This window comes from Kaistia defluvii (genome assembly GCF_040548815.1).
Lineage (GTDB): Bacteria > Pseudomonadota > Alphaproteobacteria > Rhizobiales > Kaistiaceae > Kaistia > Kaistia defluvii_A.
This window is the reverse complement of the sequence record NZ_JBEPSM010000002.1, coordinates 208,689-223,654: the sequence shown is the minus strand read 5'-3', so window position 1 is coordinate 223,654 and position 14,966 is coordinate 208,689. Positions and strand designations below refer to the sequence as shown.

Annotated in this window: 10 protein-coding genes; 5 read left to right on the top strand and 5 right to left on the bottom strand. The window is 67.4% G+C overall.

Features of this window, described 5'->3' with window-relative positions:
- Positions 1-10: 10 nt before the first annotated feature.
- Positions 11-1,216 carry a sodium/glutamate symporter gene (gltS, locus tag ABIE08_RS14030; RefSeq protein WP_354551951.1) on the top strand — a complete coding sequence of 402 codons (1,206 nt, stop codon included), beginning with the start codon at positions 11-13 and terminating at the stop codon, positions 1,214-1,216.
- Positions 1,217-1,271: 55 nt separating this feature from the next.
- Here the strand turns inward: gltS and ABIE08_RS14025 are convergent, their stop codons facing one another.
- From ABIE08_RS14025 to ABIE08_RS14015, 3 genes are all read right to left on the bottom strand, one after another.
- Positions 1,272-2,753, bottom strand: a complete 1,482-nt coding sequence (locus ABIE08_RS14025) for an alpha/beta hydrolase (protein WP_354551949.1) — start codon at positions 2,751-2,753, stop codon at positions 1,272-1,274.
- 166 nt (positions 2,754-2,919) lie between these two features.
- Positions 2,920-4,164, bottom strand: coding sequence for an arginine deiminase (gene arcA / locus ABIE08_RS14020; RefSeq protein ID WP_354551948.1), 1,245 nt, complete (start codon positions 4,162-4,164; stop codon positions 2,920-2,922).
- 19 nt (positions 4,165-4,183) lie between these two features.
- Positions 4,184-5,617 carry a basic amino acid/polyamine antiporter gene (locus tag ABIE08_RS14015; protein WP_354551946.1) on the bottom strand — a complete coding sequence of 478 codons (1,434 nt, stop codon included), beginning with the start codon at positions 5,615-5,617 and terminating at the stop codon, positions 4,184-4,186.
- Positions 5,618-5,959: 342 nt separating this feature from the next.
- On the opposite strand from ABIE08_RS14015, the gene ABIE08_RS14010 reads away from it, so the two are divergent.
- The 3 genes from ABIE08_RS14010 to pip all read left to right on the top strand — a co-directional run bounded on the left by ABIE08_RS14010 (position 5,960) and on the right by pip (position 10,096).
- A complete protein-coding gene (locus tag ABIE08_RS14010) occupies positions 5,960-7,186 on the top strand; it encodes an amidohydrolase family protein (RefSeq protein ID WP_354551944.1) in 1,227 nt (408 codons plus the stop codon).
- 83 nt (positions 7,187-7,269) lie between these two features.
- Complete coding sequence (locus tag ABIE08_RS14005) at positions 7,270-9,120, top strand: sodium:solute symporter family transporter (RefSeq protein WP_354551942.1); 1,851 nt, start codon at positions 7,270-7,272, stop codon at positions 9,118-9,120.
- A 1-nt stretch (position 9,121) separates the two neighbouring features.
- Complete coding sequence (gene pip, locus ABIE08_RS14000) at positions 9,122-10,096, top strand: prolyl aminopeptidase (RefSeq protein ID WP_354551941.1); 975 nt, start codon at positions 9,122-9,124, stop codon at positions 10,094-10,096.
- 18 nt (positions 10,097-10,114) lie between these two features.
- Here the strand turns inward: pip and ABIE08_RS13995 are convergent, their stop codons facing one another.
- Together ABIE08_RS13995 and ABIE08_RS13990 are read right to left on the bottom strand one after the other, a co-directional pair.
- Entirely contained in the window at positions 10,115-10,624 is a 510-nt protein-coding gene (locus ABIE08_RS13995; RefSeq protein WP_354551939.1) for a hypothetical protein, read from the bottom strand.
- Between the two features lie 174 nt (positions 10,625-10,798).
- Positions 10,799-11,257 (bottom strand): MerR family transcriptional regulator, encoded by a 459-nt coding sequence (locus ABIE08_RS13990; protein ID WP_266330781.1) that lies wholly within the window; start codon positions 11,255-11,257, stop codon positions 10,799-10,801.
- A gap of 451 nt (positions 11,258-11,708) precedes the next feature.
- On the opposite strand from ABIE08_RS13990, the gene ABIE08_RS13985 reads away from it, so the two are divergent.
- Positions 11,709-14,846, top strand: a complete 3,138-nt coding sequence (locus ABIE08_RS13985) for a hypothetical protein (RefSeq protein WP_354551937.1) — start codon at positions 11,709-11,711, stop codon at positions 14,844-14,846.
- Positions 14,847-14,966: the final 120 nt, after the last annotated feature.

Sequence of the window (14,966 nt, the reverse complement as noted above, 5' to 3'; positions counted from 1 at the left end):
ACAGACTGACGTGACGACCGTAGCAGTTCCCGGATTCCTGAGCCTGACGATCGCGATCGTCGTCTTCTTCGTCGGCACGGGCCTCAATCGCTGGATCGCACCGCTGCGGCGCTGGAACATACCGGAGGCGGTGACCGGCGGCCTGCTGGCAGCGCTTGCCACGCTGATCGCCTATCGGGTTTTCGACACCAGCATCGCCTTCGATCTCGCGGCGCGCGACATGCTGCTGCTCTATTTCTTCACCGGGATCGGCCTCAACGCCCGGCTGGACGACCTGCTCTCCGGCGGCAAGCCGCTGCTGGTGCTGCTGGCGCTGACGCTGATCTTCCTGGTCATCCAGAACCTGATCGCCGCCGGCAGCGTCGCGCTGCTGGGCCTTCCGGACGGCATCACCGTGCTGCTTGGCTCGGCCTCGCTGATCGGGGGCCACGGCACGACGATCGCCTGGGCGCCGATGATCGCCAAGCAGTTCGGCCTGCAGAATGCGATGGAAGTCGGCATCGCCGCGGCCACGCTGGGCCTCGTCGTCGCCAGCCTTGTCGGCGGCCCCGTCGCCAAGCTGCTGATCGCCCGTTACCACCTGAGCGGCCCCACCGGCAGCAAGCCGATGGTCGGCCTGCCGAAGAGCGCAGAGCAACCCGGCAAGGACGAGATCAGCCACATCAGCCTGCTGCGCACCATCCTGGTGCTGAACGTCGCGGTGCTGATCGGCTTCACGCTGGACGAGATCTTCACCGAGCTCGGCATCCGCCTGCCGCTCTTCGTCGCCTGCCTGCTGGTGGCAATCGTCCTGACCAACACCATTCCGCGCGTGCTGCCTCAAGTCGCCTGGCCGACGCGAACCCGCGCGCTGGCGCTGATTTCCGACCTGTCGCTGAACATCTTCCTGGCCATGTCGCTGATGAGCATGCAGCTCTGGACGCTGGGCGACCTCGGCCCGTCGCTGGTGCTCGTGCTCGGCATCCAGACGATCGCCGCCGTGCTCTACATGCTGTTCGTCGTCTTCCCGGCCATGGGCGGGAATTACGAAGCGGCGGTTCTTTCGGCCGGCTTCAGCGGCATCAGCCTCGGCGCCACGCCGACGGCGATCGCCAACATGACGGCCGTCACCAAGGTGCATGGCGCGGCGCCGATGGCCTTCATCATCCTGCCGCTGGTCTCGGCGTTCTTCATCGACATCGCCAACGCCTTCGTGATCGGCTTCTTTCTGCGCTGACAGCGCACTATCCCGGGCCGATCGCCGGAGTGAGACGATCGGCCCGTGTTCGCCGCTACGGCGGCGACACGGTTCCTTGATCCGGCCTCGGCGGCATCAGAGCCTCGATCCGCTCGACCACGTAGGGAAAGAACGGATTCGAGGAAATCCGCATCAGCGTATCCAGGCCGACGATCAACGTCCCGCGTTCGCCGCGCGAGGCGATGTCCCCGAGATGGATGCCAAAATCATCCGCAGAGTCGGGATTCGTCCCGTAGAGCCCGTCCTCGACGGGAAACGGCAACGCGACATGCGACAGCGAGTAGATGTCAGGGGGATAGACGAGATTGAGCGCCTGCTTCTGCTGCTCCGTCTGGCCGGGCTCCATCACCCGCGCCTCGACCAGATCGCCATCCGGCGCCGCGTTGGTGATCACGTCCATCCGGTAGCGGCGCGGCGCCGCCGGCAAGATACGCTCGACCGCCGTCTCGGCGGCCGGGCTCAGCAGCGGCCCGAGATCGGCGTTTCGATTGATGTCGAACAAGACCAGCTCGCTGCCGTTCTCGGGCAGATTCCCATAGAGCATGGACACGACGGCGGGCGCGCTGACGGTAAAATCGACGATCGACTGGAAAGTCAACACCGGCGCCAGATCGGCGAGCCGGTTGTCGCGAGCGAGCCGGGTGATCCGATCCTGCAGGGCCGCGGTCAACTCATAGGACTGGCGAGCCGCGTTGACGGGAAACGAATTGTATTTGAACGGATTGAATTCCGGCATCAGACCCAGCCAGGCCGTCTTGGCGAAGGCAGGGAAGATGGACGGGAGACCGGCGAGGCCGGCGAAGCGGGCGAAGCGCGTGACACCGACCATCGGCGAGAACAGCACCAGTTGGTCCGGCCGGGCAAGGGCCGGATTGTCGAGCGCATCCAGCGCATAGAGCAGTGCCAGCGCGCCGCCATTCGAATAGCCAACGAGATGCAGCGGCTTCTCACCGCCGGCCAGTCGCCGCGCCTCGCGCACCGCGAGTCGGGTTGCCGCCAGCCACTGTTCCCAATGAACGGTCGTCAGCCCGGCCGGAACCGTTCCGTGCCCGGGTACGCGCAAGCCGACCGCGACGAAGCCCCTATCCCGGTAGAGCTTCGCGATATGGCGGAGGCTGTAGGGGGAATCGGTCAATCCGTGCAGCAGCACCACCACGCCGACTGGCGGACCCTCCGGGGTCAATATGAAGGACCGGTTCCAGTCCGTCTGGAAGTGGGGCGGATAGAGCGGGCTGCCGTCGAAATAGCGATTGGCCCGGAGCTGCTGGGCCGGCTTCAGCTTGTCCGTCACATGGGTGCGAACGTCCTCGAACGCCGCCTGCTCTGCCTTGAGATAATCCTCCCAGGTGGCCCCATCCAATTGCTTCACCGACAGTTCATGCGGCGCGTGTTTGTGCCAGAGCTGCAACGGCGGGCCGCGCAGCACATCGACGACCCGGGCGGCGAGCAGCGTCAGCGCGATCACGACAAGGATGACCGTTGCGCGCTTTAGATAGCGCAGAAACCGGCGGGTCATGGAGCGGGATGTCTCCGAGAAAGGCAGCATCGAGATGACGTCCGCATGGCAGCGCGGCCATGCGGGCGGTCCATCTTCAATGAGCGACAATCAAGACCGACGCAACCACGGATCGCAGTGCGCCGGCCCGCCGGGACAGAGTGTGTGTCGTGGCCGATAGTCCTGCCTAGTAGTCGACCGCGTCGCGGATGATCGGGCAGGTCATGCAATGGCCGCCGCCCCGGCCGCGGCCGAGTTCGGCGCCGGTGATGGTGACGACCTCGATGCCTTCCTTGCGCAGCAGCGTATTGGTGTAGGTGTTGCGGTCATAGGCAAAGACAACGCCGGGCGAGGCGCAGACGAGGTTGGCGCCGGAATCCCATTGCGTGCGCTCGCGCATATAGGCGTTCCCGCCGGTCTCGACCACGCGCATTTTCTTCAGCCCGAGAGAGTCCCGCACCGTCTCGACGAAGGTACCCTTGTCCTTGGAAAGCTCGAGGCCGCCCTTGCCATCCGGCCGATACGAAAAGGCCTCGATGCCATTGACGATATCGGGATACAGCAGCACGCAATCGCGGTCGGCGAAGGTGAAGACGGTATCGAGATGCATGGCCGCACGCAGCTTCGGCATGGCGGCGACGATGACACGCTCGGCGGCGCCCTTGTCGAAGAGGGCCTGCGCGACCTGGCTGATCGCCTGGCGCGAGGTGCGCTCGCTCATGCCGATCAGCACATTGCCCTTGCCGATCGGCATGACGTCGCCGCCCTCGAAGGTGGCGAGGCCGTGGTCCTCGGTCGGATCGCCCCACCACACATTCACCTTGCCGGCGAAGTCCGGATGGAATTTGTAGATGGCGGTGGTGAGGATCGGCTCCTCGTGCCGCGCCGGCCAATAGAGCGCGTTCAGCGTCACGCCGCCATAGATCCAGCAGCTGGTGTCACGGGTATAGAGCGTGTTCGGCAGCGGCGGCAGGAGATATTCATTGGCGCCGGCCGCGTCGCGCACGAGCGCCATCATCTCGCCGCCCAGCGTCTCCGGGAATTCCTCGGTCGATAGCCCGCCGATCAGCGTCTCGGCCAACGCGCGCGGCGCCAGTCCTTCGAGATAGGAGCGCACCTCGTCGACGAGGCCGAGACCGACCTGGTTCGGCACGACCTGGTTGTCGAGGATCCATTTCTTGGCTTCGGGAATCGCGACCGTCTCGGCGAGCAGATTGTGCATCTCCAGAACCTCGACGCCGCGATCGCGCATCTTGGTCATGAAGTCGAAGTGGTCGCGCTTGGCATTGTCGACCCACAGCACATCGTCGAACAGCAGGTCGTCGCAATTGCTGGGCGTCAGGCGCTGATGTGCGCGGCCCGGGGCGCAGACCAGCACCTTGCGAAGCTGGCCGACTTCCGAGTGGACACCGAACGGGGTTTCATTCGCCATGATGTGACTGCCTTTCCATTCAGGGTGTGATGGTGCCGCTCAGCAGGCCGTAGGCGCCGATCAGGCCGGCAACCAGGGTGACGGCGAAGACGATGAGCTCAGTGGAGGTGAACAGCCGCGCGTTCTGCTCGCGGCGGGCCCAGACGTAGAGAATGGTGCCGGGCACGAAGAGGACGGCGACGAGCAGCACATATTTGAGGCCCGCGGCCACGAACATGACCAGCGTGTAGAAGACGGCGATCCAGGCGAAGATCTGGTCGCGGCGGCGCTCCTCCGGGGTGGTCTCATAGCCTTCGCCGCGGCGCGCCAGCAGCACGCCATAGCCTGCCACCAGCAGATAGGGCAGCAGCGCCGTGACGCTGGTCATGTCGAGCATGAAGTTGAAGGCGTCGCGCGACCAGTAGGTCGAGATGACGAACAGCGACACGACGATGTTGGTCAGCCACAGCGCGTTAGCGGGAACGCGGTTGCCGTTCTGGGCGGCGAAGAGTTTTGGCATGTCCTTCGATTTGGCCGCGGCGAACAGCACCTCGGCGCAGATCAGCGACCAGGCGAGATAGGCGCCCAGCACCGAGATCAGGACGCCGATCGAAATGAACACCGCGCCCCAATGGCCGACCACCAGCTCCAGCGCCCCGGCCAGGGACGGGTTGCTGACGCCGGCGATCGCGGCGCGCGGCTGGGTGGCATAGGGCAGCAAGGTGATGGCCACCATCAGGCCGGTCACGCCGACAAAGCCCAGGATCGTCGCGGTGCCGACATCGGCGCGGGTCTTGGCGAAGCGCGAGTAGACGCTGGCGCCTTCGATGCCGAGGAAGACGAACACGGTGATCAGCATGGTGTCGCGCACCTGGGCGACCAGCGTCTTCTCCGGCATGCCGACACCGCCGAAGAAATTCTCCGCGAACTGGTGGTAGTTGAAGGCAAACAGGAAGGCGAGGATCGCGACAAGGATCGGCACGATCTTGGCGACGGTCACGACCGTGTTGATGAATGCCGCCTGCTCGACGCCGCGCAGTATCATGAAATGGAACAGCCAGATGCCGGCGAGCGACACGATGATCGCTGTCGGCGAACTGCCGTCGCCGAAGATTTCCGGAAAGAAGCGGCCCAGGGTCGAGCCGATCAGCACCCAGTAGAAGACGTTGCCGAGGCAGCTGCCGAGCCAATAGCCGAAAGCCGACAGGAAGCCCATATAATCGCCAAAGCCTGCCTTGGCATAAGCAAACACGCCGGAATCAATATCGGGCCGCTTCTCGGCCAGGGCCTGGAACACCCGCGCCAACATGTACATGCCGGTGCCCGCGATGGCCCAGGCGATGATCGCGCCGAACGGCCCGGTGGCCGCGCCGAAGCGCCCCGGCAGGTTGAAGATACCCGCCCCGACCATCGAGCCGACGACCATGGCGGTCAACGCCCCGAGAGACAACTTTCCAGCCGTCGTCGACGCCATCGTCTTCCCTCCCCGGTTTCCAAGACGTAGAGACTTTATGCCCGCTTCCCGACAGGGAGGCATGAGCGAGGAATCCCAAGTCTAGCCGTGCCGTTCCATTCTTCCGGCATCTTGCGGTTACGCTAGGGAATATACCTGCCGCGACCGTCCGACAACGGCGGCGCCCAAGTGATGGCCAGGGGAATGCCATGCCCGCCTTGGAATCCCGAAGTAAAGAGATGCAGGACGCAGGCCAGAAGTCTCTGGGATCGCGCTGCGCCATGGCGTGAAAATTGCTTCGGATATCCCGCAGCCCGCTTGAACGTCCCGCCTGGCTGCGGCGCATCCCAGCCCGGAATTTGCATGCCCTTCGATCTCGTCCTGCGCAACGCCCGCCTGCCCGAACGCGGTCCGGAACCCGTCGATATCGGCGTTCTCGAAGGCAGGATCGCGGCGATCGGGGCCCGCCTCGGCCCGGCCCTGCGGAGCGAGGATGCGCAGGGCCGGCTGGTCCTGCCCGGCTTCGTCGACAGCCACATCCATCTCGACAAGTCCTGCATCCTCGATCGCTGCACGGCGGAGGGAGCGCTCTCGGAGGCGATCGCCGAAGTGGCGCGGCTGAAGCGCGACTTCAGCGAAGACGACGTCTATGCCCGCGCCGAGGCGACGCTGGTGAAGGCGATCCTGCAGGGCACGATGCGCATCCGCACCCATGTCGAGATCGACCCGCGCATCGGCCTGCGCTCGTTCCAGGCGCTGAAGCGCCTGCAGCGCGATTATGCCTGGGCGGTCGATCTCGAACTCTGCGTCTTTCCGCAGGAAGGGCTGCTGAACGATCCCGGCACGGAGGAACTGCTTGTCGAAGCCTGCGAAGCCGGCGCCGAGCTGATCGGCGGCTGCCCCTATACCGACAGCGATCCGGTTGCCCATGTCGACCGGATCTTCGCGATCGCCGGCCGCTTCGATCTCGATATCGACTTCCACCTTGATTTCGACCTCGACCCGAGCTGGATGCATCTCGACGCGGTCATTGCCGCCACGGAGCGGACGGGCTGGGCAGGCCGCGTCGCCGTTGGCCATGTGACCAAGCTTTCCGCCCTGCCGCCAGACGCGCTGACCGCCATCGGCAACCGGCTCGCGGCGGTCGGCATCGCCGTCACCGTGTTGCCGGCGACCGATCTGTTCCTGATGGGGCGAAAACAGGATCACAACGTACCGCGCGGCGTCGCCCCGGCGCATCGGCTGGCCGAGCTCGGCGTCACCTGCTCGCTCGCCACCAACAACGTCCTGAACCCGTTCACGCCCTTTGGCGACGGCTCGCTGAACCGCATCGCCAATCTCTACGCCAATGTCGCGCAGCTCGGCCGCAAGGCGGAGATGCTCTGCTGCCTCGACATGGTGACGGCGAGCGCGGCCCGGTTGATGCGCTGCGCCGATTACGGCATCGACATCGGCAAGGCCGCCGATTTCGTCATCATGGATGCGACCGACTCCGCCTATGCGGTCGCCGAGATCGCGCAACCGCTGATGGGATTCAAGCGCGGCATCCAGACGTTCGAGCGCGCCGCCGCCCGCCTGATCCGTCCCTGACGATCTCCATCCAGCGCCCGGCCGCATTGACAAGGCCGGCGGGGTCCTGTCCGATCCGCTCCGGATTGGACAGAGAGGCTGGCGTGGTCGGAGAAGTGCGTCTGGGAACAATGGCGACCGTGGCGATGGTCGTCGTGCTGGCGAGCCTCGGACTGGTCGATGCCCTCGACCGCTTCGGCGCATGGCCGGTGCTGCCGGCGCTGTTTCCGCTCGTGCCGCTGGCGATCGCCGCCGCCGTCGCGATCGCCATGCGGTCGCTCGATTTCAACGACATCCTACGTGGCGGCAACATCCAGTCTTCCAGCATGGGCTGGGCGCTGGGCGGCGCGGCTCTTTCCACCGTGGTGCTGGTCGCAAGCCCTGTCGCGACCGCGTTGGGCGGCGGACGCGGCGTGGTCCTGATCGCCGCCTTCGTCGTCGGCCTTGCGCTCGCGAGCCTGGTCGTCGCGCCCGCCATGCGATCGGCGCAGACCACAACGCTGGCGGAAGCGATCGGCCTGCGGTTCGGCGCGCCGACGCGCACCATCGCGGCCGTCGCCGTCCTGCTGACGCTGCTGCCGCTGCTCGCCGCCGAGACGACGCTGGCCGGCACCGTCGCGGCGCGCATGCTCGGCCTCTCGCCGCGGCTCGCCGAAGACATCATTCTGTGCCTTGCGGCCATCGCCTGTATCGCCGGCGGCCTGCGCGCGGCTATCGCGCTCGCCGCCGTGCTCGGCCCGGTGGTGGCGCTCTCCTATCTGGTGCCCGTGGCGGCGGTGTCGCTCGGCGAGACCTGGCTGCCCATGCCCTGGATCGGCCTGGTCGAACCCGACACGCTGACAACCGCCACGCGGATCCCTGATGTCGTCATCCTCGCCTTTTCGGTGTCGCTGGTGGCCGGCGTCGCAGTGATGCCGACCCTGCTCTTCCCGGCCTGGACAACCGCCAGACGACCTCCGGCCCGCCGGCATGTGCTTTGGGGCGTCGCCTTCGCGGCCATCATCCTGCTGGCGGCGCCGAGCTATGCCGTCTATGGCCGCCTCGCCGGCATCGACGCCGCGAGCGATCCGCTCGGCCTCGTCGTCAGCTTCCCTGATCGCGTCGGTCTTTCCGCCATGCCGGCCGTGCTGCTGATCGGCGGGCTCATATCGGCCGCGCTGATCACCATCGCCATGGCGCTGGCGACCGCCGCGACGACGCTGGGCCACGACCTCTATGGCGGGTTCATCGAGCGCCGGGCGCCGGCCGGACGGCGGATCTTCATCACCCGCCTCGGCATGATCCTCCTCGGGCTGGCGATCCTCGGCCTCAACCGCCTGTCGATCGGCAGTGTCGCCATGCTGGCCGGCCTGTCTTTGTCGATCGCGGCCGCCAGCCTCGCGCCGGTGCTGCTGCTCGGCTGGCGCCTGCCCGCCACGACCCCGGCCGCGACTTTCGCGGCCATCGCGGTCGGGCTGTGGCTGACAGTCGCCAACGTGCTTCTCGCCCGTTTCGCGCCCGAATTTTCCAGCGCCTATCTCGGCATGAGCACGGTGACGCCGACCGTATTGGGCCCGACCGGCTGGTTCGGCCTGCCCGTCGGGCTTTCCGGCCTGATCGGGCTTTGCTGCGGACTGGCGACCTTGCTCGCCGTCTCGCTCCTGCCGCGGGTGCAATGGCCGCTGCTGTGGCTGCGCGTTCGCTATACGGTACGACGGCTGAAGCGAAAGCTCGCCGCCGCCCGCCCCAGACGAGCCCACGCGCCCGTCGTCTCGCCGCCAGCGGCGTCCGTCCCGGATGCGGCTGCCGAACCCGTGGCGGCGGAGACCGCGCCCGAAACCGAACCCAGGCCCGAACCCGGGACGGAGGTCGCCGCGCCGGCGGCCGCTGTTCCGATGTTCGGCCCGTTCCCCGAATTCGTCGGCCCGACGGAGCCCGGCGCCCCCCACCCGATCCGTCGCCTTCCTGGAGTTTGACATGCCGCCTGATTCATCCGCGCAGAGCCGCCTGCAGCTGTTTCCCGCCATCGAGCCCTATGCGGTCCACCGGCTCAAGGTGTCGGATCTGCACGAGATCCATGTCGAGGAATGCGGCAATCCGCAGGGCAAGCCGGTGCTGATGGTGCATGGTGGCCCGGGCGCCGGCTGCGGCCCTAACATGCGGCGCTATCACGACCCCGCCGCCTATCGGATCATCCTGTTCGACCAGCGGGGCTGCGGCCGCTCGACGCCGCATGCGGAACTGCGCGAGAACACGACCTGGGACCTGGTCGCCGACATGGAGCGGATCCGGACCCATCTCGGCATCGAGCGCTGGCAGCTGCTGGGCGGTTCCTGGGGCTCCTGCCTGGCGCTCGCCTATGCCGAGACCCATCCCGAGCGGGTGAGCGAACTGGTGCTGCGCGGCATCTTCACCCTGCGCCAGCGCGAACTGCTCTGGTTCTACCAGGAAGGCGCGTCCTGGCTATTGCCGGAGGCGTTCGAGATCTACCAGGCACCGATCCCGGAAGACGAGAGGCACGACATGATCGGCGCCTATCACCGACGCCTGACCTCGGGCGACGAAGCCTCGCAGATCAAGGTGGCGCGCAACTGGGCGATGTGGGAGGGCAATGCGCTGTCGCTCTTGCCGGACCCGCTGCGCGTCTCGGCCTTCGGCTCGCCCTATTACGCGCTCGCCTTCGCCCGCATCGAGGCGCACTACTTCGTCAACAAGGGCTTCTTCGAGCGCGACGACTACCTGCTGGCGAATGCCGGGCGGATCGCCGACATTCCGGGCGTCATCGTGCATGGCCGCTACGACCTCTGCACGCCGGCGGCGATCGCCTGGGACCTGGCGAAGGTGTGGCCGAAGGCGGATCTGCACATCGTGCCGGATGCCGGCCACGCCATGTCGGAGCCTGGCAACATTCACGAACTGGTCGCAGCGACCGAGCGCTTCAAGACAGGCTGATGCGATCGCGGCGGCGGCTCAGCTCTTGTCGCCGTCCGCCTCGCGCTTCATCTCGCGCACCATGCCGAAGAAGCGGCTCATCAGCTCCTCGCTGAAATTCAGCGCCTTGTCGAGTTCGGGATCCCCTGTCGGCGCTACGGCGCGCGTGTTGGCGCGTCCCTCGACGTCCTCGAGCCGGGCGCGCAGATCGGCAACCTCGTGTTCGAGTTCCGTGACCTTGGCACTGAGCGCGACGGCGGGATCAGGGCGGGACAGAACGTCCTCGGGAATGGCGGCGCAGGTCCAGACGGAGCCGCTCGCGGCATCTCCTCGCCGGCAATGCGATACCGTGCCGGTTTCCGTGTCGAGGCGGACAAAGCCGCCTTCGGCGGGAACCATGGTGTAGCGCCCGGGGCGGGCCGCGTCGGCGGCAGCCGGTGGCGGCGGCGAGACCGTCGGCGTCTCGGCAAGGGCCGAGGTCGATATCGGCATGACCGCCAGTCCGAACAGGATCAGTCCGGCACGCAAGGCGGTAAACAAGATCCGCATCGGCTTCCTCCCTCTGATTGGCCCCCGAAGCATGCTAGCACGGAGAACCCATCGGGCGAACCCGGCATGGCTTGTCGGAATGCCAAGGCCGGTGCCCGCGGTAGGAGATTTCCGGGCACCGACCTCGGTGGCGCGCCGAAAAGCGGCGCAGCCAGCCAACCTCGTTCCGGCGCCTTAGGCGGCGCCGGCTTCCTTCTGGCGCAGCAGACCGGCGACGACGTCGACGGTGCGGCGCAATTCGTCGAGCGCCTGCTCGATGTCGACCTTCTGGCGCTCCAGAACGTCGATCTGTTCGTTGAACTTGCGCAGCGCCAGGCGCATCTGCAGAACCTGGCCGTCCTTCAGATCATAGAGATCGAGCATCTCCTTGATCTCGGTCAGCGAGAAGCCGACCTTCTTGCCCATCAGCACCAGCTTGAGGCGCGAACGGTCGCGGCGCGAATAGATCCGGTTCAGCCCTTCCCGGCGGGGGTTCAGGAGGGCCTTGTCCTCATAGAAACGCAGCGTGCGAAGCGTTACGTCGAATTCGCGAGACAGATCACCAATGGTGAAGGTGGTCTGCTTGTTGCCATCAGAGGCACCGGCACCATCGATGTCGTCGCGGGAAATTCCCGCAAGTTGGGCCATGCTCATCTTGTCATCCTTATTCTTGATCGTCGCGAAAAACGGCGGGCCAACGGGCGGCCCGTCGAAATGCGTTCTCCAGTCATGCAGGTGTCGCAGCGTCAGGTAAAGCGCTTTAGCGTCACCTAACGGAAATCTCTTTCCTGATAACTGTTAAGTGGGACTTCAAAAGCGGCGGTTTACGGCGAGAAAGGGAGCAATTCGGGGGAAAACCGTTAAGCCTCCTTACCGAAGCGTTGCCGATGGCGCAGAGGGTTAACGCGTTGTTTACCATGTTGCGGCCAATCTTCGTGAACACGCGGGAGTGGGAATCACGCGTCGCTGCAGCCGAATGCGACGGCACGGAGCGCGGCGAGACGATGAAACGGGGACGATGCCGCTGATAACGGGCATCCGGGGGTTGGACGTCATGAAAACTGGCAGCAGGTCGGGTTATGGAGCGAACCGTTCGGGCCCGGACGTGCCGCCGCGTTCCGCGGCCGACCTCCCGCGACGCTCCGAGCCCGATGGCGCCGAACGTCTGGCCGCCCTCTCCGCCCTCGTCGACAGCCTCTCCCAGCAGATCGAAGTGATCGAAGGCACCTCGGCGCGCCAGCCGATCCGGCACGCGACCCAGCGGCCGGCCGCGCCCGCGCCGACCCCCGCCCCGGCCAAGGCCGCCGAGCCCGATCCCCGCATCTCGCTCGAAGGCCGCTTCGACGCCCTCGGCCGCCAGCTCGACGAACGCCAGTCGGAACGGCTGAGCGGGATCGAGACACGGCTCGCCGGCATCGCATCCCAGCTGGCCGCGGCCAAGGCGGCCGCCGCACCGGCGCAAAACCCTGCCTTCCGTGCGCTCCCCATCGAGGAACCCGCCCGCCCGCGCGAAACGCTGAGCAGCCTGCAGGCGGCGATCGCCGAGATCTCCAGCCGTCAGAAGGCGATCGATCACGAGATCAGCGCGCCGGCGAACCAGTTCGACGCCATTGCCATCGAGGACGCCATCGCGGCGCTGCGCGACGACATCGCGCTGCTCGGCCGCCGCGTCAGCGCCGAATCGCGCCGCCATGACGAAGCCGCCCAGACGCTGAAGAACGAACTGGCCGCCCGCATCGAGGCCCTGAGCGGCGCTCGGGCGGCGCCTGAAACCGACGCCATCGCCCAGTTGCGCCAGGACCTCGCCGAGATCCGCCAGTCGCTGGATCTCGCGGCGCGCGAGACGACGCTCGCCAGCATCGAATCCGGCTATGGCCACATCATCGAGCGGCTGGACGACATCGTACGCCGCGAGCCCGAGACCGAACGCTTCGACCGGCTGGCGCGCGAGATCGCGCAGCTGGCCAACTCGATCGAGTCCGTCGCGCCATCGCGCGAGGTCGAGACCGAGCTTGAGGATATCCGCAATGCGGTCGCCTCGCTGTCGATTTCCCGCTCCGACGCGGTCAGCGCCGCCGTCGAGCGGCAGATTTCCGGCCTGCATGCGGCGATCGACACGCTGGCCGCCCGGCCCGCGCCTCCCGTCGACCTTTCCGGCATCGAGCGCGAGATCGACGCGCTGCGCCGCGACATGGACGGCTTTTCGCGCGGTGCCGATCCGCTGGCCCTGATCCGGCTGGAAAAGCAGATCGCCGGCATCCGCTCGACGATCGACGAGATCGACCCGCGTCCCGTGGGCCTCGATTCCACCGCGCTGTCGCGGCTCGAAGACCGGATTGACGCGCTGGCCGGCCGCTTTGACGCGCTCGCCGAACTGCCGACGCTGCGGGCGCCCGCCGCTCCCGACGCGCTGGACGGGCTGCGCTCGGAAATCACGCAGCTGCGCGAGGATTTTGCCCGGCCGACGCGGTTCGACGCCATCGAAGAGCAGATGCAGGCCCTGGTTCGCCGGCTCGACGCAACGACGCGCCAGGACGACAACCAACAGCTGGCGCAGCTCGAAGCGCAGGTCGGCGCTCTCGCCGAGCAGTTTTCCGCCGTTCCCGGCGTGCACACGCTGGCCCGCGTCGAGGAAAACCTCGACCGGCTGCAGGACCTGCTCGGCAATACCCGGCAGGACACGATCGAAGCCGCCCGCGACGCGGCGCGCTCGACCTTCCGCGAATTCGCCAGCACCCTGCCCGCCCGCACCGACGACGCGCTGATCCAGGCGCTGCGCGAGGACATGCGCCAGTTGCAGCAGGCAGCCGAGCGCTCCGACCGGCAGACGCATGACACGCTGGAAGCCGTGCACAACACGCTCGCCAAGGTCGTCAGCCGCATCGCGCAGCTGGAGATCGACGAGGGAGCGGCATCCGGCGCCCTGACCGCGACGCGCGCCCCTTCGCCGCGCGAAACCGCTTCTTCGCTCGCCGATGGCCTGCCCGAGGCGGACCGCCCGCTGGCGCCGGGCTCCGGCCGCCCGGTGCTGCCACCCTTCGTCGAACCCGAAGCGAGCATCGCCCGCACGCAGACCAGCGTCGCGCCGCAAACCACCCGCCCCGGCGACCGCAAGGCCGACTTCATCGCCGCCGCCCGCCGCGCTGCCCAGGCAGCGCAGGCCGAGTCCGCCGAAGCCGTCGCCGAAGACCATGAGGCCCGCCCGAGCACGCTGGCGCGGATCGGCGATGCCCTGCGCTCGCGCCGCCGCCCGATCGTGCTGGCGATCGCCGCCATCGTTCTGGCGATCGGCGCGATGCAGCTGACGCCGCCCCTCTCGCGCCAGGCCCAGAAGCCCGCCACCGACCCGGTCGCCACCGGCTCGATCCCGGCCACGCCGATGCGCGACGTCACGCCGCCGCCGGCCGCGGCCCCGCAGCCCAACGCCATGGTCGCGCCCTCGACCGACGGCACCAGCGCGCTCGCTTTCACGCCGCCCGAAGCGGGCGACAGCGAGATCGCGGCCCTGGCGACCGACCCGCCGCCGGCGACCAGCTTCAGCGCCATTCCCGACCTCGCCGAGGATGGCTCGGCCCTGCAGACCGCTGCCGCCAAGGGCGATCCCATCGCCGCCTTCGAGGTTGCCCGTCGCCTTGCCGAGGGCAGCAACGGCACGCCGCAGGACCCGCGTCTCGCCGCCGACTGGTACGAGCGCTCCGCCAAGGCCGGCTTCGCCATGGCGCAATACCGCATCGGCAGCCTGTATGAGCGCGGCGAAGGCGTACCGCGCGACCTGTCGCTCGCGCAGTCCTGGTATGCCAAGGCGAGCGAGAAGGGCAATGCCCGCGCCACGCACAATCTGGCCGTCCTGCTCAGCGAGGGCGCCACGGCTGAGCCCGACTACGTCCGCGCGGCGCAATATTTCACCCAGGCCGCCAATCTGAATGTCGCCGACAGCCAGTATAATCTGGGCGTGCTCTATGCCCGCGGCCTCGGCGTCGGCGTTGACCTGGTGCAATCCTACAAATGGTTCGCGCTGGCGGCCCAGCAGGGCGACCGCGATGCCGGCAAGCGCCGCGACGAGGTCGCCAAGGCGATGAAGCCCGACGCGCTGGCCGCCGCCCGCGCCGCCGTGCAGACCTTCAAGCCGAAGCCGCTCGACACCACCGCCAATTCGGAACCCGCGATCAAGCCGGAATGGAAGCAGACCACCGCGCGGACGTCCCTGCGCGACACCAAGCCCGGCGTCCCGACGCGCGGCTAGCGGAACCAACGGCTGGCGCGTTCGCCGCTGCCGCCGGAACAGGCGTTGACAGGGCTGGCCCAAGCGGCTTTATCGGCCCGGTCGGCGATCGCGTCATGATTTCGTCAGCGATGCCGCCTA

Coding starts and splice junctions, on each gene's coding strand:
- ABIE08_RS14025 (WP_354551949.1), bottom strand. CDS start 2,753: ATGACCCGCCGGTTTCTGCGCTATCTAAAGCGCGCAACGGTCATCCTT.
- arcA (WP_354551948.1), bottom strand. CDS start 4,164: ATGGCGAATGAAACCCCGTTCGGTGTCCACTCGGAAGTCGGCCAGCTT.
- ABIE08_RS14015 (WP_354551946.1), bottom strand. CDS start 5,617: ATGGCGTCGACGACGGCTGGAAAGTTGTCTCTCGGGGCGTTGACCGCC.
- ABIE08_RS14010 (WP_354551944.1), top strand. CDS start 5,960: ATGCCCTTCGATCTCGTCCTGCGCAACGCCCGCCTGCCCGAACGCGGT.
- pip (WP_354551941.1), top strand. CDS start 9,122: ATGCCGCCTGATTCATCCGCGCAGAGCCGCCTGCAGCTGTTTCCCGCC.
- ABIE08_RS13995 (WP_354551939.1), bottom strand. CDS start 10,624: ATGCGGATCTTGTTTACCGCCTTGCGTGCCGGACTGATCCTGTTCGGA.
- ABIE08_RS13990 (WP_266330781.1), bottom strand. CDS start 11,257: ATGAGCATGGCCCAACTTGCGGGAATTTCCCGCGACGACATCGATGGT.